The organism is Arthrobacter sp. JZ12 (assembly GCF_035189165.1).
Taxonomy (GTDB): domain Bacteria; phylum Actinomycetota; class Actinomycetes; order Actinomycetales; family Micrococcaceae; genus Arthrobacter_D.
This window is the reverse complement of record NZ_CP045246.1, coordinates 2770962-2791363: the sequence shown is the minus strand read 5'-3', so window position 1 is coordinate 2791363 and position 20402 is coordinate 2770962. Positions and strand designations below refer to the sequence as shown.

Sequence of the window (20402 nt, the reverse complement as noted above, 5' to 3'; positions counted from 1 at the left end):
ACAAACGGTCGTCATGAAGCCGGTAATCGGGCGGCCGTTTCAGGGGCCGTGGGAAGGGCAGATCAGGACGCCGCGAGCGCCTTGCCGAGGTCGGTCTGGAGATCCTGGACGTCTTCGAGTCCCACTGACAACCGGACCACTCCGTCGGACAACCCGATGGCCGCGCGGCCTTCCGGACCCATTGCCCGGTGCGTGGTGGTGGCGGGGTGTGTGATCAGAGTCTTCGAGTCGCCGAGGTTGTTGGAGATGTCGATAATGGCCAGCGAGTCGAGCAGCCGGAACGCACGGTCCTTTGCCCCGCCTTCGGGAGCATCCAGTTCGAACGTGACTACCGTGCCGCCGGCGGACATCTGCGCGGACGCCAGATCAAACTGCGGATGGGATTCGAGCAGGGGGTACCGCACCCAGTTCACGCCGGGCTGCGCTTCGAGCCAGCGCGCCAGCGTCAGTGCCGAGGCTGAGGCGTGGTTGACGCGCAGCGACAGGGTTTCGAGTCCCTTCAGCAGCGTCCAGGCGTTGAAGGAGGACAGCGCCGGGCCGGTGTGCCGCATCAGCGTCTTCACCGGACCCTCGATGAATTCCTTGCGGCCCAGGATCGCGCCGCCAAGGACACGGCCCTGCCCGTCCATGTGTTTGGTTCCGGAATAGACGACGACGTCGGCACCCAGTTCGGTGCACCGCTGCAGCAGCGGGGTAGCGAAGACATTGTCCACTACCACCTGTGCTCCGGCCGCGTGGGCCAGCTTGACCACGGCGCGGATATCCACGATCTCCTGCATCGGGTTGGATGGGGATTCGAAGAACACGGCCGTCGCGGGAACCCGGAGGGCTTCCTCCCACTGCGCAAGGTCCCATCCGTCCACGAACACCGTTTCGACGCCCCAGCGGGGCAGGATTTCGTTCAGGATGACGAAGCACGAGCCGAACAGGCTGCGGGATGCGACCACCCGGTCGCCGGCGGCAAGCAGTGCGCCCAGCGCAGTGAATACCGCCGACATTCCACTCGCGGTCGCGAAGCACGCCTCGGCTCCCTCGAGCAGGCGGAGCCGCTCCTGAAACATGGCGACCGTGGGGTTGCCGTACCGGGAGTAGACAAACCGGTCCACGTCGCCGGTGAACGCCGCTTCGGCTGCCGCGGCTGACGAGTACACGAAACCGGAGTTGAGGAACAAAGCCTCCGAGGTCTCCTCGAAGTTCGATCGCGCCAACCCGCCGCGCACGGCGAGCGTGTCGGCGCCCCAGCCGGCGTCGTCGTGCCCCTGGATTCGGGGGTAGCCGCCGTTTCCGGCGACCGGTTCGCGGCTGCCGGCAGGCGCAAACGACGACGGCGTGGACTCACTCACCTGCATCGGTCCTGTCCGTGCCGGGCACGGGAGCCGCCTGTCCGCTGTGCGTGGTGGTGGCCAGTCCGCTGGCGCGCCACCCGCCGTCGGCCTCGAAGCCGTGCAGCACGTTGTAGGCGGTGTGGCCGGCAGCAGCCGCACTCTGCGCCGCCGCAACAGAACGGACGCCCGAGCGGCACAGGAACAGCAGCTCGCGTCCCTTCAACGCGTTGAGCTGGTTGAGGAAGGACGTATTGCGGGTTCCGTCCGAGCGGTTCCACTCGAGGAACAGGGGAGCAGTGCCAGCGTCGGTAAGGTCGGGCACTCCGACGGAGCGCCACTCCTCAACGGTGCGCACGTCAACCAGTACGGCGCCCTTGCTGACCCGTTCCACGGCGTCGCGTGGCGTGATGTTTCCGGCGTAGCCCTCAGCGGGCTGGTGGGCAGGGATGGCTGAATGCTGTGACACTGGTTCTCCTCACGCTGTGCACGGTGCTGATCAATTGATCGGTGTGCCGAGTATTCACCTGAGGCACCCCGCCGTGAAAAGAGGGTTGCCGGCCAGCAAGTCAGGGCTTGGCGCTGGCGCTCGTTACTCCGGATTGAACGTAGCATCGGCTGCGTCCGCCTGCCACGCGGAGCCGTAACCTTCTGTAACGACGGCGCACCCGGCGATGACGCGCAGCTCAGGACACGGACTCCACCAGCTCGCCCAGTTCGGCGGACAACTCGGGCGAAATGGTCAGCGGCTTCCCGTCAATCGATCCGATTTCTGCGAGCAGCCGGACGCTTGAGATGAGCCACGCGCCGTCGGCGTTGAACAGGTCCTCGGGGACCAGCGGACCGTACCCCAGTTCCCACCCGGCATCACGCGCTGCCTCGAACAGCGCGCCCTGTGAAGTGCCCGGCAGGATGCCTGTTTCCAGTTGTGGGGTGATGAGGTGCTTGACGCCGTTGATCACGCGCGCGATGAGCACAGTGGACGTAGGGCCCTCGAGGACCTTCCCGTCCGAGGAGGTGAAGATGACATCATCGGCGCCCTGTGACCGGGCATGGCGGAGGGCCGCCATGTTGACTGCGTAGGAGAGGGTCTTTGCGCCCATGAGCAGCCAGGGTGCCCGCTGGGCGACGGTGCTGTCGTAGCCCCGGTCCAGGAGCAGGACGGACAGCCGCTGGCCCCGCAGTCCCTGCGGCAGCGGCGTCACCAGGACCCATGCGATGGCAGAGCTGCCGGCATCCCCGTCGCGGACTGCGACGAGCTTGACCACCAGGTCGCCGTCGTCGTCCGCTTCCCGCAGCGCGGTGGAAATGGCACGCTCCCACTCGTCCGACGGCGGCACCTTCAGTTCCAGGGCCTCGGCCGACGTCGCGAGCCGGGACAGGTGCGCCTGCAGCTTCCGGGGGGCCCCCTTCACCGCGAGCATGGTCTCGAAGATGCCGTCACCGCGCGTGATGCCCGAGCTGGTGACCTTGAGCTGCGGCTGGGAGGGGTCGGCTACGCGGCCCTCTGGGTGGGCGGGATCAAGGAATACCAGTGCGGTCATGCGCTCAAGCGTAGCCCCGCACCCGGTGTCAGGTTCCCGGCTGGTCCTCCGTCAGCCCGCGCTGGGCGCGGTCGGCTTCCTCGGAGCTGCCCTCGGGAAGCGGGTCTGTTGCGTCCGGAACCTGGTCGGGAGCGTAGTCGATCAGGCCGGCGTCGACGCGCTCCTGCTCGGTTGCTGCGGCCAATGCGTCATCGTCGAGGCGCTCGGGCTCGCCGGCATGACCCTGGTAGATCCGGTTCGGGAGGAACTCGTTGTCCGGTTCCTGAACGTCATCCAGATTCGGAGTGTTCTCCTCGGGTGAGCTGGTCATGGCTGTTCCCTCCGTTGGGTCGATGGACATCCATCATGCTTCCACACGGCCCCCGGGGAGCCAATAGCAAGCTGGGCAATGGCAGGCCTACTCTTCGTCCGGGAAACTGGTGCCCAGCGCGGAGAGTACGCCGAACGCCTTGGTGCGCACTTCCTCCCACTCGTCTGCCGGGTCGGAATCGGCCGTGATGGCTCCTCCGACGCCGAGCGTAAGGCGGGTCCCGCCGTCGTCGGCTTCCATCACCAGCGAGCGGATGACGACGGCGAGGTCCGCCGCCCCGTCGAGGGAGAAGTAGCCGGCCGCGCCCGAATAGATGCCGCGGGGCGCGCCCTCCAGCCGGTCCAGGATGGCCATAGTGCTGATTTTCGGGGCGCCGGTCATGGAACCGGCGGGGAAGGCAGCGGCAACCGCCTCTGCGCGGGATGATCCGGGCCGCAGCCGGGCGTCGATGGTGCTGACCATCTGGTGCACGGTGGCGTAGGTTTCGATGTCGCAGAGCCGGCTGACCGTCACGGATCCCGGCAGTGCAAGGTGTGACAGGTCGTTGCGGAGCAGGTCCACGATCATGATGTTTTCGGCTCGGTCCTTGGTGCTGCCGGCCAGATCCGCCTTGAGCGCAGCATCCTCGTCCGGATCCGGCGAGCGGCGCCTGGTGCCCTTGATCGGTTCGGCCCGCATGCCGCCGTCGGCGTCGAGCTGCAGGAACCGTTCGGGCGAGGTGCTGGCAAGGGCAAGCCCGGGGAACGCGAAGTAGGAGGCGAAGGGCGCCGGGTTGGCACCGCGAAGGATGAGGTGGACTGCGAACGGGTCCAGCTGCTCATGCCGCGCTGTCAGAGCCGTCGTCAGGCACACCTCGTACGAGTTGCCGTCCGTGATCTCCGCCTTGGCATCCCGGATCTTGTCCAGGTACTCCTCCCGCGAATCGCGCACGGCGAAGCGCGGCGCGGGAAGCGGCCTGGCCGGACGGGGGGAGGCCGCGGGTGAAAGCACGACGGCGCGTGCCCGCTCCAGCCACTCATCGGCGTCGTTGTCGCTCGACCCGTCGCGCAGGGTCAGGAGGTGGGTTCGCCCTTCAACGCGGTCGAGTACGACGGCGCGGCCCGCAAACAGGAGCGAGGCGTCCGGGATACTGCCGGCTGCTTCAGTCCGCCCGCCGGTCTCGCGCTTGAGCTCGTAGCCCAGGTATCCCAGCCAGCCGAGGGCGAAAGGGCCAGGGTAGGACGCCGGCCGGCGCACCGCGCGCCTGCCCCACACACCGTCGAGCCAGCGGAAGAAGGGACCGGCGATCCGTGCGGTGACCGCGCCTGCCTGGACCTCGGTGATACCCGCGGTGTGCTGTGCGAGCTGGCCGAACCGGCCGCCGTCGTCGGCCAGGATGGAGAACCGGCTGCGTCCCTGCGGATCCTCGGCGGCGGAACTGTCCAGCCATGCCGCGGAGGCGGACCCCCCGTAGAGACCCTGGAAGACACCGGCCGCGTCCGGGTAGCGCTCCAGGGTCTCGACCTGCAGGGTCAGGCCGCGGCGGGCGGCACGCTCCATCGACATCAGTGACTCGCATTGGGGAAGCCCGGTCAGCGCAAGCCGCAGTTGCTCCGGCACGGAACTTCCGCGATGCCCCTGCACCAGGAGGTCGGCGTCCTCGGCGGGGTTGTCCGACGCCAGCCACCGCTCCTCCTGGTCCGACCACCGCTGCCAGAACGGAGCGTAGGTGTCACCGTCGCGTTCCAGCGCGCTCGTGCGCCGCAGGTTCTCGTCGGCCTCGATCCAGACGACGACGTCCACCAGTTCGCGCGCCGCTGCGCAGGCCGCACCGACCCCCTCCACCACCACAATGTCCGCGGGCAGCGTGGTCCGGGTTTCGCCGTCGTCGTCGGCTGTCCAGTCCCACGCAGTCCAGGCGGCGGGAGAGCCGGCGGCGAGCGGCGTCAGCACGGACCGCACGTAGCGCTCCATGCCGCCGGCAAGCCCGTCCCACCCCGGGTAAATGTCCTCGAGGTGGAACAGGCTCACGGTGTGGTGCTGGCGCAGGAGTGCGGCCAGTTCCACGGCGAGCGTGGTCTTGCCCGCGCCGGAGCGGCCGTCCACGGCAATGATGAGCGGAACGACGGCGTGGGCGGACTTGGAGGCCATGGGCAGCTTTCGGCGGCGGATCAGGCGAACGCGAGCAGCGCGCCGACCGCCACGAAGAGGGACCCGAACACACGGTTGAGGATGCGCTGCCCGCGCGGGCCGCTGGTGAAGCGGCTGAAGGAGCGGGCGGCAGCGGCGAAGAACAGCCACATCACCAGCACATCGATGACGACGACGGTGCCCGCCAGCACTCCGTACTGTCCCAGCAATTCCTGCTCGGGACGGATGAACTGCGGGATGAACGCGAGGAAGAAGACGATCGCCTTGGGATTGAGCAGGTTTACCCACAGGCCCCGGCGGAACATGGACGCGGCGCCCTCGGCCTGAAGCGCTGCGGCTTCCTCCGCGGGGACCGGTCGCTCAAGGAACTTCCGGATGCCGAGGTAGACCAGATAGGCGGCTCCCAGGTAGCGGATGGCGTTGAAAGCCAGCGGCGAACCGGCTACCAGCAGTCCAACTCCCGCGGCCACCACCGCGATGTGGACCAGGAGTGCCGCCTGCTGCCCGAGAATGCCCCACAGCGAACGGCGGAAGCCCACGGTGAGCGAATTGCTCATGGTGTTAACGGCGCCCGCTCCGGGAGTGAAGCTGATCAGGGCCTGGGCGCCGACCAGCGCCAACCAAAGCGAAAGGGTCACTGAACAATCTTAGTGGCGGGCACGGGCTTCTTCGGCTCTCCTTCCCGCCACCAAGCCGCCGTTGCCGCCGCTCCTTCGGCAAGGGGAGTGGGGCGCAGGCCAAGGAGGTCCTCACTGGTTGAAGAATCCATGACGAAAGGCTGCTCGAACTGGTAGAGCATTTCGGCCAGTTCTCGCATGTCCCCCGGTACTGCGCCGAGCGTCCGGACCAGCCAACCGGGGATCGGTCGCACCGGCACGTCCTGCACTCCCGCTGCCCGCGACAGCTCCTTAACCAGTGTGCGGAACGTAGGTGCGGCGGCCGTCGGGGCGTGGAGGACCGAGTTCCAGACGTCGGTCCGTCCCGCAGCTGTAATCATCGCCGCCACCACGCTCAGCGTAGGAGTGTCCGAGTCCCGGCGCTGTGCAAGAAGTTCCGTGCGCACGCCGCGCTTGCCGCCCGCAGCAGCGCGGGGTGAATTCTCCGTCATCGCCTGGTCCGGCCGGCTGTAGGAGTAGAGGCTCTCCGGGAAAACGACGACGGCGTCCGTCTGGCCAGCTGCCTCCAGCACCACCTTCTCCGCGCGGGGAAGCTCGGATTGCCATGCCTTGTGGGTGTAGGACGAACCGTGGATGCAGTGGAAGACGGCGGAGGATCGCGAGATGAGGCGGGTCATCTGCTCAGTATCCGAAGCATCCGCGCGGATCCGCTCGATGTTGGGGAGATCCGGTCCGCTGCCGGACCGGGTGAGAACGCGAACCTGATTGCCTGCCAGCGCCAACTGCTCCGCCACGGTCCAACCGACCGGCCCTGCGCCCGTTACAACGTAAAACTCTTCCATCTTCCGCTCCTTGATAGGTCGTTTAAAGAGCACTGCTCTCGCAAAAGGATTGCGCCCGGCGAGCATGGTTGTCAAGAGCAGTGCTCTCTGAAGTTGACGCTGCTCTCGAACTGCTCGAGGATGATCTTCATGACTGATAGCGTGCGCACACCGCGCCAGCGTGCCCGCGCCCAGACCATCGACGACATCACCCGGCTGGGGCGTGAGCACCTGGCCGCACACGGCGCGGCGGCGCTGTCCTTGCGGGCTATTGCAAGGGATCTCGGGCTGGTGTCCTCGGCTGTGTACCGGTACGTAAAGAGCCGGGATGACCTGCTGACGCTCCTGGTGGTGGATGCGTACTCCGAACTGGGGGATGAGGTGAACCGCGCCGTCGAATCCGTACCAGAGGAGAATTACGCCGGGCGGTTTCGGGCGCTGGCACGAGCCGCGCGAGGCTGGGCGGTGCGTGAGCCGGCTCGCTATGCGCTGATCTTCGGCAGTCCGGTGCCGGGCTACCGGGCGCCGGCGGAGCAGACAACGGAACCGGGAACGCGCGTGATCCGCGCGCTGGTGAGGATCTACGACGACGCCTACCGCGCCGGGGCCATCAGCCGCCCCTTACCCGCTGCGTCAAACGGCGTTGCTGCCGATACGCCCCTGGCCGCGGACCTCGAGCGGATCCGGAACGAGATGCACCTGGAGACCGACGACGATCTGGTCGTGCGCGGAACACTGGTCTGGGCGTCGCTGTTCGGCGCCATCAGTTTCGAGGTGTTCGGGCAGTACGGCCAGAACACGTTCGGCGATCCCGAACAGCTGTTTGAGCAGTACCTGACACTCTTGCAGGGGATGGTGGGCCTGGGCGGTTAGCTCTGCTCGCTCCGCCTCGCCGGGCTTGGACTACCCGTCCGCGGAAGCATGGCCGCGGGCGAGTTCCTCCTGCACGTACTGGACAATGCCGGGAACTGCGTTGTGAATCATCTGCCAGGTGGCTTCGAAGTCGGCGCTGTCGCCGTACCAGGGATCATAGATTCCCAGCTCGGAGACAGGGGTGCCTGTGGTGGCCGGGTCGAACTCCCGCAGCATGCGCACCCTTCCCCGGCTGTCGGCGTCCGGAGCTTCAATGCGCAGGTCCTCATAATGGTCCACGTCCAGGGCAAGGATGAGGTCCCGTTCGGCATACCAGGCGGGCTCGAAGCGCCGGGCCCGGTGAGTCTCACTCTCGAGCCCGAGCTCGGTGAGCTTGGCTGCTGCCCGCTCATCGATCGGGTTGCCGATCTCCCAGCCGGTGGTTCCGGCGGAGTCCACCTGGACCTCGTTGCCAAGTCCGGCCTCCTCGAAAGCGCGGGTCAGCATGATCTCGGCCATCGGGGAGCGGCAGATATTGCCGGTGCAGACAGTGACAATCCGGTACATGACTCAATCGTAGATTCTCAGTTCGGGCAGACGCAGGGGGCTTGCCGAATTGACCGATCTTTGCAGAATCGGGCGCAGGCTAGACGTGAATGATGAGTTCGCCCGACGGGATCAGGAACCATCCGTCCGGGGACTCGCCCCAGCGCCGCCAGCCTGCCGCCATGCGCTCCAACGCGGCCTGATCCGCCAACCCGCGCTCGAGCGTCTGCTCAGCGAAGGCGGACGTCAGCACCCGCTCAGCCCAGGCCTCCGCGTGCCAGCGCCGCCGGTCCTCCGTGGCATACAGCCAGTTCGACGACGAGGGTTCAATGTCGGTCAGGCCCGCTTCGTGTGCCCACGCAAGCAGGTGACGGCCGGCGTCGGGCTCGGCATGGTTGCTCCGCGCCAACTGCTGGTAGGTCTCCATCCATTCATCCAGTTCCGGCGTCGGCGGGTACCAGGTCATGGCGTGGAAGTCACCGTCCCGGACTGCGATGATCCCGCCGGGGCGGGTCACGCGGCGCATCTCGCGGAGGGCGGCAACGGGATCGGTGAGGTGCTGCAGCACCTGGTGCGCATGAACTACGTCCACCGACTCATCCTCGAGGTCGAGGTCATAGACGTTGCCGGTGCGGAAGGAGAGGTTCTCCACGTCCGCGTAGGTCTGCTGGGCGAGGGCCACCACATCAGGCGAGCGGTCCATGCCGATGACCTGGCCTGGGTCCAGCAGTTCCGCGAAGTCTGCGGTGATGCTGCCCGGCCCGCATCCGACGTCGAGCAGGTCCATCCCGGACTTCAAATGTTCAAGGAGGTAGGCAGCCGAATCTGCTGCACGGCGGGTGGCGTGCGCGCTGGTCACGCTGGGGTGATGACCGTGGGAATAGACCTCGTTCCTCATGGTCACACGTTACTCCCGGCCGTCCTCCAGTGCCTGCTGGCGCGCCTGCACGGTTGCATCGGTGACCTTCTGCATCATCCGGGCAAGCAGTTCAAGCTCGTCGGGGGAAAACTCACTGAGCGACTGCTCCACCTGGCGGGCCAGTGGACCGAACAGGCGGGACCCGGTATCGAGGGCTTTTTCGGTCATCTCGAGGTGCACCTGCCGCCGGTCCACGGAGCTGCGCGAGCGGCGAACGTGGCCGGCAGAGTCCAGCCGGTCAATCAGTGCGGTGGTTGCGGGCGAGCTGAGGTTCAGCGCCTGCCGGAGCATGCCGGGAGTCACCGTGGCCCCGGAGCGGGCGGCCCCCATCATGATGCCGAGCGCATTCAGGTCCGTACGGTGCAGGGCATCGCGAACGCTGACGGTATCGACGTACCGATCGGTTTCAACCGTGAACTGCTGAAGCAGGGCCAGGAGTTCACGGGGTGCTGTAGGAGCCATCATTCACCTCTTCCCCTCCGAATTAAATACTAGTCAACTATCTCCATCATCGATATAGTTCTTCATGGAGATAACTACGGAAGGATTGCAATGTTGGCGAAGAAGTGGATGAGGGCGGTTCTTCCCGCTTTCATCGTGCTGTTGTGGTTCATCGGCGCGGGCTTCGGTGGGCCGACGTTCGGGAAACTCGAGGAGGTCTCCAGCAATGACCAGGCATCCTTCCTCCCCGCAAGCGCAGAGTCCACCGAGGCAGGGCAGCTGCAGGAAGCCTTCACGGACTCGACGGCGGTGCCTGCGGTGATTGTCGTCGAGTCGGAGGAGGAGATTGCGCCGGGTGAGCTGGGCCAATACCAGGAGCTGACAGAAGTTTTGGCGGACGTGGAAGGGCTGGAACCGGCCGCTGAAGGCCAGCCCGCCGTCGTCGGCCCCATCCCGTCGGAGGATGGGCTGGCCGTGCAGTACATCGCCTCCGTGTCCGACGACGTCGAACTGGGGGAGACGATCACCTCGCTTCGCGAGGTACTTGAGCGGGAACTCCCCGACGGGACGGAAGGTTTCGTGACCGGGCCTGCTGGATTCACGGCGGACCTGGTCAGCGCCTTCGGCGGTATTGACGGCATCCTCCTCGCGGTAGCGCTCGCCGCCGTCTTCGTGATCCTGCTCGCCGTTTACCGCGCGCTGCTGTTGCCCTTCCTGGTGCTCTTCACGTCCGTCTTTGCACTCGCAACCTCCATCCTGCTCGTCTACGCCTTCGCGCTCTGGGGGTGGATAGACCTTAGCGGTCAGAGCCAGGGCATTCTGTCCATCCTGGTGATCGGTGCGGCGACCGACTACGCGCTGCTGCTGGTTGCGCGTTTCCGGGAAGCGCTCACCGAATACAGTTCGAAGTGGGACGCCATGAAGGTCGCCTACCGGGCGTCCGTGGAGCCGATTGTCGCCTCTGGTGCAACCGTCATCCTCGCCCTGCTGTGCCTGCTCTTCTCCGACCTCAACTCGAACCGAAGCCTGGGCCCGATTGCCGCGATCGGCATTGTCTTCTCGTTGCTCGCCGCGCTGACCCTCCTGCCGGCACTGCTGCTGCTGTTCGGCCGGAGCGCGTTCTGGCCGCTCCGACCGAAGGCAGGCACGCACCCCATCGGCGCTTCGGCCGGGGCGGCCACCGGACTTGAGGGGTTGCGGGGAGTCTGGAAGCGCGTCGGCCGACTCATCTCGCGCGCTTCACGACCCGTGTGGATAGTCTCGCTCCTGGTGCTCGCAGCAGGATCGCTCGGCCTGCTGCAACTGCAGGCCAACGGGGTGCCGCAGTCCTCCCTGATCCTTACGCCGTCCAACGCCGTTGACGGCCAGGACGTGCTCGCACGCCACTTCGATGCCGGTTCAGGCAGTCCGCTCACTGTCATCGCGCAGGAGGGCCAGGAGGACGAAGTGCTCGAGATCCTCGAAGCGCAGGAGGGCGTCACCGAGGCGACCGTCACCGCGGACCAGGCGGGCGCCGTCGTCGTACGCGAAGGGAACGTCCTGGTGCGCGCCACGCTGGACTACCAGGCCGACTCGGCAGAGGCCGAGGCCGTGGTCCAGCAGCTGCGGAGCGACCTCGATCAGGTGAGCCCGGATGTGCTCGTGGGAGGGGTGACCGCGGTTGCGCTGGACACCAACGTCACGGCACAGGCCGACCTGGCCAAGATCATCCCGATCGTGCTCGTGGTGATTCTGGTGATCCTCATGCTCCTGCTGCGATCGGTGCTGGCGCCGGTTCTGCTGATCGGATCGGTGGTGCTCTCCTATGCGACAGCGCTCGGTGTGTCGGCGCTGGTGTTCAACAACCTGCTCGGTTTTGACGGTGCGGACGCTTCGGTGCCGCTGTTCGGGTTCGTCTTCCTGGTGGCGCTCGGCGTGGACTACAACATCTTCCTGATGACCCGGGTGCGGGAGGAATCGCTGCGGATCGGAACGCGGCGCGGCATCCTGCGCGGTCTCGGCGTGACCGGCGGCGTGATCACCTCGGCGGGAATTGTGCTCGCTGCAACGTTCGCTGCGCTGGTCGTGATTCCCATCCTCTTCCTGGCACAGATCGCGTTCATCGTGGCGTTCGGCGTGCTGCTGGATACCGTGATCGTCCGGTCGCTGCTGGTGCCTGCGCTCGCCTACGACATAGGCCCGAAGATCTGGTGGCCATCGAAGCTCGCACGCTTCGACGGCGGGCGTGGCGCCGGTGGCGAGCGCGGGAATGATCACGTGCGGCATTCAGCGGTCGGTCCCTTCAAAGCAGAGGATTCAGTGGGAGTGTCTAGACAATCCCAGTGAACGGGGCGTTTGGGTGGGACAGCCTTAGTCTTGGAGTCAAGACGAAGTTGAGCGTGGCCGACTCAACTTCGACTTGACATCAAAAACCTCCTGAGTAGAGTTGAGTGCAGAACGCTCAATCTGGGCGCGCCGGGTCCCGACAGGGTTTCCGGTCACGGCCTGTTCGAAAGGAAATCGCATGTCACGTGCAGTAGGCATTGACCTCGGAACCACCAACTCCGTTGTCTCCGTGCTCGAAGGTGGCGAGCCCACCGTTATCGCGAACGCTGAGGGTGCACGCACCACTCCGTCCATCGTTGCCTTCTCCAAGGGCGGCGAAGTTCTGGTCGGCGAAATCGCCAAGCGCCAGGCCGTCAACAACATCGACCGCACCATCGCTTCCGTCAAGCGCCACATGGGCACCGACTGGAAGAAGCAGGTTGATGACAAGACCTACACGCCGCAGGAAATCTCTGCCCGTATCCTCCAGAAGCTGAAGACCGACGCCGAGAGCTACCTTGGCGAGAAGGTCACCGACGCCGTTATCACCGTTCCCGCGTACTTCAATGACGCGGAGCGCCAGGCCACCAAGGAAGCCGGTGAGATCGCGGGCCTGAACGTCCTGCGTATCGTCAACGAGCCCACCGCTGCGGCACTGGCCTACGGCCTGGACAAGGGCAAGGAAGACGAGCTCATCCTGGTGTTCGACCTCGGCGGCGGTACCTTCGACGTCTCGCTCCTCGAGGTCGGCAAGGATGAGGATGACTTTTCCACCATCCAGGTCCGCGCTACGGCCGGTGACAACCGCCTCGGTGGCGACGACTGGGACCAGCGCATCGTGGACTTCCTGCTCTCGCAGGCCAAGGCCAAGGGCGCAGACCTGTCCAAGGACAAGATCGCCCTCCAGCGCCTGAAGGAAGCTGCTGAGCAGGCAAAGAAGGAATTGTCCTCGGCGTCGTCCACCAACATCTCGCTTCAGTACCTCTCCGTCACTCCGGAGGGACCGGTCCACCTGGATGAGCACCTGAGCCGTGCAAAGTTCCAGGACCTCACCAAGGACCTGCTGGACCGCACCAAGAAGCCGTTCCACGACGTCATCTCCGAGGCCGGCATCAAGGTTTCGGACATCGACCACATCGTCCTCGTCGGCGGCTCCACCCGTATGCCCGCTGTCTCCGACCTCGTGAAGGAACTGGCCGGCGGCAAGGAGCCCAACAAGGGCGTGAACCCGGATGAGGTTGTCGCCGTCGGCGCTGCCCTCCAGGCCGGTGTGCTGAAGGGCGAGCGCAAGGACGTCCTGCTGATCGACGTGACCCCGCTGTCGCTGGGCATCGAGACCAAGGGCGGGGTAATGACCAAGCTCATCGAGCGCAACACGGCCATCCCCACCAAGCGCAGCGAAACCTTCACCACGGCTGACGACAACCAGCCCTCCGTTGCCATCCAGGTCTTCCAGGGGGAGCGCGAGTTCACCCGTGACAACAAGCCGCTGGGCACCTTCGAGCTCACCGGTATTGCTCCGGCACCGCGCGGCGTTCCCCAGGTTGAGGTCACCTTCGACATTGACGCCAACGGCATCGTGCACGTGTCCGCGAAGGACAAGGGCACCGGCAAGGAGCAGTCGATGACCATCACCGGCGGCACCGCGCTGTCCAAGGAAGACATCGACCGCATGGTCCGCGAGGCCGAGGAGCACGCAGCAGAGGACAAGAAGCGCCGTGAGGCAGCGGACGTCCGCAACTCCGCCGAGCAACTCGCCTACTCCGTGGGCAAGCTCATCGAAGACAACTCGGACAAGCTGCCTGAAGAGGTCAAGACCGAGGTCCAGGCCGACGTCGACGCCCTCAAGAAGGCTCTGGAATCCCAGGACAACGACGACGAAGTAAAGGCCGCCTTCGAGAAGCTGCAGTCTTCCCAGACCAAGCTTGGCGAGGCCATCTACGCCCAGGCCCAGCAGGAAGGCGCAACCGGCGCTGACACCGCCGGCGAGCCGAGCGCGAACGGCTCCAAGGCTGAGGACGACGACATCGTTGACGCAGAGGTTGTCGACGAAGACGAGAAGAAGTAACCATGCCGCACCACGGAAACGAAGAAGAGCACGCAGAGCCGGTCAGCTTCCGGGATAACCGGAAGATCGACCCGGAAACTGGGCAGGTCCGTGGGCAGCAGGGCACAGGCGACTCGGCTGAGGCCGGAGTTCCTGACTCGGCACCCGCAGCGGGTGCCGGTCAGGAGCAGGCTGCCGGCTCCGCTGACACCGGAACCGGGGACAGCGGAGCCGACGGCGCCGATGCCCTGGCCCAGGCAGAGGCCATCCTCAACCAGGCGGGCGGTGGGGAGAACATTCCTGCTCCGTCCACCAATGTGGAAGCCGAACTGCGCAACGACCTGTTGAGGCTCCAGGCTGAGTACGTCAACTACCGGAAGCGTGTGGAGCGTGACCGGGACGTTGCCCGCGACATGGCAGTCATTGGAGTCCTGAACTCACTGATGCCGGTCCTGGACGACATCGACGCTGCCCGTGCCCACGGCGACCTTGCCGAAGGCCCATTCGCTGCAATCTCCACCAAGCTGGAGAACGCGCTGAAGACCTACGGCCTGACCCGGATCGACGAGACCGGTGTGGAGTTCGACCCAAACATCCACGAGGCCCTCATCCAGCAGCCCAGCGCCGATGTGCAGTTCGACAGCGTCAGCCAGATCCTGCGCGCCGGCTACAAAAAAGACGAAAGAGTGCTGCGCGCAGCTCAGGTAATCGTGGCAGTACCGGAATAGCAAGCGGCCGGTGGGTCCTTCGAGGAAGGGGGCTTTAATCCCGAAGCGAGCTCTGCGAGTCTCGGGATTTCGTTGCCGCCGTTCGGAGGTCCCTCCGGCCACCGCCGGTAGCAAGGACTTCGTGATTCAGAGAGAAGGAAACGCCAGATGGCAAGTCAGGATTGGGTCGATAAGGACTTCTACAAGATCCTTGGCGTGCCCAAGGACGCATCCGACGCCGACATCAAGAAGGCCTATCGGAAACTCGCGCGCAAGTTCCATCCGGACCAGAATCACAATGACGCTGCCGCGGAGAAACAGTTCAAAGACATCTCCGAGGCATATTCAGTGCTGTCCGATCCGGAAGAACGCCAGCAGTACGACGCGATCCGGGCCATGGGCAGCGGTGCCCGCTTCACCGCCGGCGGGCCTGGTGGCCCGGGCGGCGCCGCCGGATTCGAGGACATCTTCGGCAATCTCTTTGGCCAGACGGCCGGCCGTACCCGCGGTGGTTTCCGCGGCAGCGACCTTCCGCCCGAGTTCGCGGACCTTTTCGGTGGTGGCGGCTATCCGTCGGGAGGCGGCTTTCCCGGCTATTCGGCGCCTCCGCGAAAGGGTGCGGACCGCACGGCGAGTACCAGCATCTCCTTTGCCGGGTCCATACGCGGCACCACCATCGGGCTGCGGGAACCTTCAGGTGAAGTGATCGACGTTCGCATTCCCGCCGGTATTCGGGACGGGCAGAAGGTTCGTGTCCGTGGAAAGGGCCAGAGCGGCCCGGCCGGGAACGGTGACCTGATGGTCACCGTGAACGTGAAACCGCACCCCTTCTTCCAGCGCGACGGCGACAACATCCGGGTGCACGTACCGGTTACCTTCCCGGAGGCAACGCTGGGGGCACAGATCGAAGTGCCCACCGTCACGGGAGAAACCGTGAAGGTGAAGATCCCGGCTGGCACGCCGTCAGGGCGCACGCTTCGGGTGAAGGGCCGGGGAGTGAGAACGGCGAAGGGCACGGGTGACCTGCTGGTGACCATTGACGTCGTCGTACCCCAGAATCTGAACAAGGACGCCGCAGCCGCGGTAGAGGCATTTGCAAACGCAACCCAGGAAGCTAATCCCCGCAGCGGTCTTGCCGAGAAGGCACGGTTGTAGGGGGCGGGCTCTGAGCAGCAGAGGGGAGGATCGTTTTGTCGGTCGACATCAACATGCCCATCTACGTCATTTCGGTTGCCGCTGAACTGGCGGACATGCATCCCCAGACGCTGCGTCAGTACGATCGGCTGGGCCTGGTCAAGCCAAGCAGGGCGCCGGGCCGGGCCCGCCGGTACTCCCAGCGGGATGTCAACATCCTGCGGGAGGTGCAGCGGCTGTCCCAGGAGGGCGTGTCCCTGGAGGGCATCCGCCGCATCCTTGAACTGGAGAACCAGGTTTTGGCACTCCAGCATCGGGTCCGCGAGCTGACCGAGGAACTTGCACAGAAGCGAAAGTCCGAGACCAGCCGGATCTTCGCAGCAGGACTGGCGGGCGACGTCGTTACCCTTGCGCGCGGTCAGCGACCGCGCCCGCGAAGCCAGGCGTTGGTCATCTGGCGCGGCGACAAATAGGCGTGCCGCTACCCGGACACGGCCTCTGCATGGCGCCCGGCCCAAATCCACGGCACACTTTAAGACATGCCTGACTCAGATTTCGACGGACTTGCCGAAACCATGCTGGAGGGCATCCTCCAGCTGTTCCTTTTCGGTGCAGTGACCCTGGGCGTGCTCGCCCTCGCCGCTGCTACCGGCGTATGGCTCATCGTGCGCAGGGTCCGCCGGTCGGGGGTGCTTCGCCGCCGCATCGATCGCGGCGCGAGCAGGATGCGCTCCTTCTCAACCGACCCTTCCTCACGCGAGCTGGCAAAGCTCCGCCTGCAGCTCGAGAATTCCACTGACGCAACCCGCCGTTCTCTTTCAGCGGCGGGCTCCCAGGGGTACACCGTGGGTGATCTTTCAGCCACCGCCGAGGACCTGACCCGGGCCGAAGCAGTTCTCTGCGAACGAATCTCCCTCGCAGAGCGCGAGCCGAACAAGGCGCTCCGCGCCGATCTCGCCAAGGGAATCAGCACCCAGGTCAACTCGCTCTGCGAGCTCTCGGCGCAGCTGCGCCGGACCCTCCTTGAGATCCATCAGGTTTCCGGGAACAGCCAACTCGAGCGGGCAACCTCGCGACTGTCGCTGGAAATCGGCGCCCTGCAGACGTGGAGCGCCGCGTACGGCACGGGCACCCGGCGGGCCTGACGCTCCGTGTCCATACGACGCCGCATTTCCCGGATCATCACCGCCCGCCGGAACGCTACTGAGCCCGTCGACCCGGTCGCAGCGCTGAACCAGTCCCAGCGCGCACAGGAGGAACAGCTCGACCTGGCCCGTCGAAGCGTGGCGGACCTCGCCGCCGTCCGGCACCGCGTGACCAGCCTGACCCAGCAGGCCGCCGCCGACCTTGATGCTTGCAATCGCGAGGCAGAGGCGGCCGTTGCAAGGAACGACGACGACGGCGCCCGCTCGGCACTGCGCCGGGCTCTGGAGGTACAGAAACGCCTCGAGACGCTTACCCGGCAGCGGGACGACGTCGACCGGCAGTTCCAGTCGCTGGAGGCGGATCTGTACCGGCTCGAGACTGCCTTGCACGAGAACACCGCGCGTTACGAAGCGCTCAAGGCGCAGCATGGTGCCAGCCAGGCGGCGCTCGGAATGCAGGGAGCGGTGAGCGCGTCAGCCGGTCAGAGCGCGGAAACCGCGCGTGCTGCTCGGGAGGCCGAGGAGGAGGCGCGGCGCCTGCGCCACCTCCAGGCGGCCCGCGAGGAGTTGGCCTGGTCGGACCCGACGTCGGAGAAGCTTGAGCAGGCGTTCAGCGAGCTCGAAGCCAGGGATGTTGCCGAGCAGGAGTTGCGCCAGCTCAAGGCACGCGCCCAGGAACGCGGCGGGCACTAAGCGGATCCGCTGAACGCCTAGCGGTACCGACGGCCCTGATCCCGCCGTGCCGCCCATAGCGCGGCCGCCGTGAGCGCCGTCGTCCACGCCAGCAGGCACAGCACGGTGCTGGATTCCAGGCCTTCGCCGGTGATCGCAACGACCGACAGGTCGCGCGCGGCGCGGGATGGCAGGAAGAGCGAGAACCCGTCCAGCCACTGCGGAAAGGCAGCCGGGGGCAGCATCATGCCGCCGGCGAAGGCCAGGGGGAAGAACACCACCTGCGTTACGGCCACGGCGACTTTCGAGGTGCACAGGTACCCGATCAGCAGGCCCAGTGCCAGGAACGGCAGGCCGCACAGCAGCCAGACAACGACGGCGAACGGGATCCGCCACCACGGCAGGTCACCGTTGGTGAACAGGTCCGGCGCGGAAGTCAGGGTTGCGCCGAGCAGAAGCACGGGCAGCAGTGACATCAGTCCGAACAGCATCGCGCCGGTCGCCCGCGCAAGGATTCCCGGCAGCGGCCCCACAGGCAGGGAGCGCAGGTAGGCGCTCCACGGGTTCGCCCGGTCCTCAGCCACGCCCACCCCGTAGTTGAACAGGTAGGCGCTCATCACGCCGAAGACCGCGAGCTGCGCGATCGCTGACAGGGAGGCCTGCGGGCTGTCCGTGACCGATGACTGCGGCACAACAAAGAACAACAGGACCAGCGCCGGGAAAACCACCGACGAAATCACCGCGACAGGAATGCGGAACTGTTCCAGCAGCTGCGCCTTGGTGTAGGTGCGGATCAGCGAAAACTGTGACGGTGCTGCTGTGGACGTGTTCATGGCTTCTCCTGGGCGGTGATGGCGCGGAAGGCTTCTTCGAGGGTGGCGGCGTGGACTTCGAGCTGGCCGAACGGCAGGTTGCCGACCACCAGTTCGCGGACGGTCGCGTCCGCGTCCTGCGTGACCACGGTGGTCCTGCCGTTCTCTGCCGTTGCGGCGTCTACGGCGCCGGGCAGGGCAAGGAACGACGACGCCGGCAGCCCGGTCTCAAACGACACCTTGCTTACCGCCACGCGGCTGCGGATCTGGTCCACGGTTCCATCGGCGATGACCGTGCCGCGGTCAATGACCACGACGCGGTTGGCCAGGGCCTGGATTTCCTCCAGGTAATGGCTGGTGATGAGCAGCGTCCCGCCGGACCGTCGGTACTCGCGCAGCTGCGCCCAGAGCGTTTCACGGGCGTCGACATCGAGACCGGTAGTCGGCTCATCGAGGATCACCAGTTCCGGCCGGCCCACGAGCGCCAGTGCGACCAGGAGCCGCCGCTGCTGCCCGCCGGAGAGTCCGCCGCACTGCTTGCGCTCAATGGCGGTGAGTCCGAAGTCCTCGAGCAGCTGTCCCGCGGGAACCGGGTCCGGGTAGTGGCCGGCCACAAACCGGACGGCCTCGCCGACGGTGAGGTTCTGCGGCACTGCGGTTGCCTGCGGGGTGATGCCGAGACGGAGGCGGGTCCGCGGAGAAGAGGGATCGCCGTCGAACAGGCGGACGCTGCCGGCATCGGGACGCCGCAGCCCGGCGAGCAGGCTGATCAGCGTGGACTTGCCGGCGCCGTTCGGGCCCAGCAGCCCAACCGATTCGCCGGCGCGGATCTGGAGCGTCACGCCGTCGAGCGCTGGATTGCCCGCAAAGGATTTGGTGACTGCATTCGCTGACGCAAGAACCGGGGCAGTTTGCTGCCTCGCCGAATCCAATGTGGTGGTGGTCATGGCTTCTCCGTGAGTTGAGTAGTGAGCAGTTCATGCAGTGCCTTGCGGTACGCGGCGTAAGCCGTTGAGCCTTCCCGGGTGATGGCCACGTACGTGGTGGGAGTACGGCCCTCAATGGTTTTGGTGACGGTTACGTAGCCGGCATCCTCCAGCTTTCGCAGGTGCGTCGAGAGATTGCCTGCGGTCATCTCCAGGATTTTCTGCAACTTCGTGAAGGCGATGCGGTTGCGCTCGCCGACCTCGTTCAGTGTTGTGATCGCCCTGAGCCGGGACTCGGCGTGGATCACGGGATCAAGTTCAGGCATGGTAGGTTCTCCGTCGCTGTCGGAGGGTTTCCACGGCCGCGCCCACGAAGAATCCGGCCGAGCCGAAGATGAAGAACACGGTGAGGAAGTGTTCCGGTCCGCTCATGATGGACACGATGTCCACCACCAGGAACCAGATGCCCATCACCACTTGGATCACGTCATTGAAGGTGGTGCCGCCGGTGATGTAGAGCAGTCCGACGATCAGGATCGCGATGCCGTTGATTAGCATTCCGCGGAGCCAGAAGTCATCCACTGCAGCCGAGATCGCGCTGCCAAGCGCGCCCATCACGGTGAATCCGAGCGCCCAGGCTACGGCGTAGAAGCCGCCGGTGAAGGACGAGTGCCCCCGGATGCCGCGGCTCTGCTTGCCGAAGACTGCGACGGTGGCCGCGATTCCCAGGGCGATGAGCAGGCCGAAGATGAGCAGCGCCGTCGGGGGTTCAAGGGGGAGCCACCCGTTGCGGGAGCCGTGCAGGACTCCGTATCCGAGGAACCATGCCAAGGCCCACAGCAGGTAGAGCCAACCGCCGTTGGGGTGAAGTTCTCGGCGGGCGCGGGTTTCGGCAGCCGTCACGACGCTCAGCGCCTGGGCCAGGTCGAGGGGACGTTCGTCGTCGGAATAGGAGTCGGCGCTCTCAGCAGCAGGATGGAAGCTCATGCAAACTAGTTTGCACCGCAAAGTACTTTGTCGCAACTCCGATTTCCGGATAGGGGGTTGGCCATTCGTTAGGGGAATACCCCTAACGAATGGCTGTACGGCTACCGCGAGGCAAGACCCCTAACGCGAAGGAGTGGGCGGGTGGAATTAAGTGGGACGGCGCCGG

Annotated in this window: 22 protein-coding genes and 1 riboswitch; of the genes, 8 read left to right on the top strand and 14 right to left on the bottom strand. The window is 65.9% G+C overall.

Annotation, left to right across the window (positions count from 1 at the left end; genetic code table 11):
- Window positions 1–62: 62 nt before the first annotated feature.
- From GC088_RS12975 to GC088_RS12945, 7 genes are all read right to left on the bottom strand, one after another.
- Window positions 63–1349: an O-succinylhomoserine sulfhydrylase gene (locus GC088_RS12975; protein WP_416377465.1), complete on the bottom strand. Its 1287-nt coding sequence runs from the start codon at window positions 1347–1349 to the stop codon at window positions 63–65.
- On the bottom strand, window positions 1336–1791 hold the full coding sequence (locus GC088_RS12970) for a rhodanese-like domain-containing protein (protein ID WP_323959411.1): 456 nt from the start codon (window positions 1789–1791) through the stop codon (window positions 1336–1338). The genes GC088_RS12975 and GC088_RS12970 overlap by 14 nt, the downstream gene beginning before the upstream one ends.
- A gap of 6 nt (window positions 1792–1797) precedes the next feature.
- Window positions 1798–1919, bottom strand: a riboswitch (SAM riboswitch).
- A gap of 89 nt (window positions 1920–2008) precedes the next feature.
- Complete coding sequence (locus GC088_RS12965) at window positions 2009–2866, bottom strand: aminodeoxychorismate lyase (protein WP_323959410.1); 858 nt, start codon at window positions 2864–2866, stop codon at window positions 2009–2011.
- Window positions 2867–2894: 28 nt separating this feature from the next.
- Entirely contained in the window at window positions 2895–3176 is a 282-nt protein-coding gene (locus GC088_RS12960; protein WP_323959409.1) for a hypothetical protein, read from the bottom strand.
- An 87-nt stretch (window positions 3177–3263) separates the two neighbouring features.
- Complete coding sequence (locus GC088_RS12955; RefSeq protein ID WP_323959408.1) at window positions 3264–5306, bottom strand: chorismate-binding protein; 2043 nt, start codon at window positions 5304–5306, stop codon at window positions 3264–3266.
- A gap of 20 nt (window positions 5307–5326) precedes the next feature.
- Entirely contained in the window at window positions 5327–5944 is a 618-nt protein-coding gene (locus GC088_RS12950; protein ID WP_323959407.1) for a LysE family transporter, read from the bottom strand.
- On the bottom strand, window positions 5941–6765 hold the full coding sequence (locus tag GC088_RS12945; protein WP_323959406.1) for an NAD-dependent epimerase/dehydratase family protein: 825 nt from the start codon (window positions 6763–6765) through the stop codon (window positions 5941–5943). The genes GC088_RS12950 and GC088_RS12945 overlap by 4 nt, the downstream gene beginning before the upstream one ends.
- A 129-nt stretch (window positions 6766–6894) precedes the next feature.
- Between GC088_RS12945 and GC088_RS12940 the strand changes: the two genes are divergently transcribed.
- Entirely contained in the window at window positions 6895–7617 is a 723-nt protein-coding gene (locus GC088_RS12940; RefSeq protein ID WP_323959405.1) for a TetR/AcrR family transcriptional regulator, read from the top strand.
- Window positions 7618–7647: 30 nt separating this feature from the next.
- Here GC088_RS12940 and GC088_RS12935 read toward each other — a convergent pair whose 3' ends face one another.
- The 3 genes from GC088_RS12935 to GC088_RS12925 all read right to left on the bottom strand — a co-directional run bounded on the left by GC088_RS12935 (window position 7648) and on the right by GC088_RS12925 (window position 9523).
- The gene (locus GC088_RS12935; protein WP_323959404.1) at window positions 7648–8163 is read right to left on the bottom strand and encodes a low molecular weight protein-tyrosine-phosphatase; all 516 of its coding nucleotides are present in this window, start codon (window positions 8161–8163) and stop codon (window positions 7648–7650) included.
- Between the two features lie 79 nt (window positions 8164–8242).
- Window positions 8243–9040, bottom strand: a complete 798-nt coding sequence (locus tag GC088_RS12930) for a methyltransferase domain-containing protein (protein ID WP_323959403.1) — start codon at window positions 9038–9040, stop codon at window positions 8243–8245.
- 9 nt (window positions 9041–9049) lie between these two features.
- A complete protein-coding gene (locus tag GC088_RS12925; protein WP_323959402.1) occupies window positions 9050–9523 on the bottom strand; it encodes a MarR family transcriptional regulator in 474 nt (157 codons plus the stop codon).
- 90 nt (window positions 9524–9613) lie between these two features.
- Here GC088_RS12925 and GC088_RS12920 point away from each other — a divergent pair, with 90 nt between their 5' ends.
- The 7 genes from GC088_RS12920 to GC088_RS12890 all read left to right on the top strand — a co-directional run bounded on the left by GC088_RS12920 (window position 9614) and on the right by GC088_RS12890 (window position 17532).
- Window positions 9614–11827 carry an MMPL family transporter gene (locus GC088_RS12920; protein WP_323959401.1) on the top strand — a complete coding sequence of 738 codons (2214 nt, stop codon included), beginning with the start codon at window positions 9614–9616 and terminating at the stop codon, window positions 11825–11827.
- Between the two features lie 178 nt (window positions 11828–12005).
- Window positions 12006–13874, top strand: a complete 1869-nt coding sequence (gene dnaK / locus GC088_RS12915; RefSeq protein WP_323959400.1) for a molecular chaperone DnaK — start codon at window positions 12006–12008, stop codon at window positions 13872–13874.
- A 2-nt stretch (window positions 13875–13876) separates the two neighbouring features.
- Window positions 13877–14581: a nucleotide exchange factor GrpE gene (locus GC088_RS12910; RefSeq protein WP_323959399.1), complete on the top strand. Its 705-nt coding sequence runs from the start codon at window positions 13877–13879 to the stop codon at window positions 14579–14581.
- A 147-nt stretch (window positions 14582–14728) separates the two neighbouring features.
- Window positions 14729–15715: a DnaJ C-terminal domain-containing protein gene (locus GC088_RS12905; protein ID WP_323959398.1), complete on the top strand. Its 987-nt coding sequence runs from the start codon at window positions 14729–14731 to the stop codon at window positions 15713–15715.
- Between the two features lie 53 nt (window positions 15716–15768).
- Window positions 15769–16167, top strand: a complete 399-nt coding sequence (locus GC088_RS12900) for a heat shock protein transcriptional repressor HspR (RefSeq protein ID WP_416377540.1) — start codon at window positions 15769–15771, stop codon at window positions 16165–16167.
- A 66-nt stretch (window positions 16168–16233) separates the two neighbouring features.
- Window positions 16234–16839 (top strand): hypothetical protein, encoded by a 606-nt coding sequence (locus tag GC088_RS12895; protein WP_323959396.1) that lies wholly within the window; start codon window positions 16234–16236, stop codon window positions 16837–16839.
- Window positions 16840–16845: 6 nt separating this feature from the next.
- On the top strand, window positions 16846–17532 hold the full coding sequence (locus GC088_RS12890; RefSeq protein ID WP_323959395.1) for a PspA/IM30 family protein: 687 nt from the start codon (window positions 16846–16848) through the stop codon (window positions 17530–17532).
- Between the two features lie 17 nt (window positions 17533–17549).
- On the opposite strand, the gene GC088_RS12885 is transcribed toward GC088_RS12890, so the two are convergent.
- Genes GC088_RS12885 through GC088_RS12870 form a run of 4 tightly spaced genes read right to left on the bottom strand, consistent with a single transcriptional unit; the run spans window position 17550 to window position 20236 of the window.
- Entirely contained in the window at window positions 17550–18344 is a 795-nt protein-coding gene (locus GC088_RS12885; RefSeq protein WP_323959394.1) for an ABC transporter permease, read from the bottom strand.
- Complete coding sequence (locus tag GC088_RS12880; protein ID WP_323959393.1) at window positions 18341–19270, bottom strand: ABC transporter ATP-binding protein; 930 nt, start codon at window positions 19268–19270, stop codon at window positions 18341–18343. The genes GC088_RS12885 and GC088_RS12880 overlap by 4 nt, the downstream gene beginning before the upstream one ends.
- Window positions 19267–19575 (bottom strand): transcriptional regulator, encoded by a 309-nt coding sequence (locus GC088_RS12875; protein WP_323959392.1) that lies wholly within the window; start codon window positions 19573–19575, stop codon window positions 19267–19269. Before GC088_RS12875 ends, GC088_RS12880 begins: the two co-directional genes overlap by 4 nt.
- Complete coding sequence (locus GC088_RS12870) at window positions 19568–20236, bottom strand: hypothetical protein (RefSeq protein ID WP_323959391.1); 669 nt, start codon at window positions 20234–20236, stop codon at window positions 19568–19570. The genes GC088_RS12875 and GC088_RS12870 overlap by 8 nt, the downstream gene beginning before the upstream one ends.
- Window positions 20237–20402 lie beyond the last annotated feature (166 nt).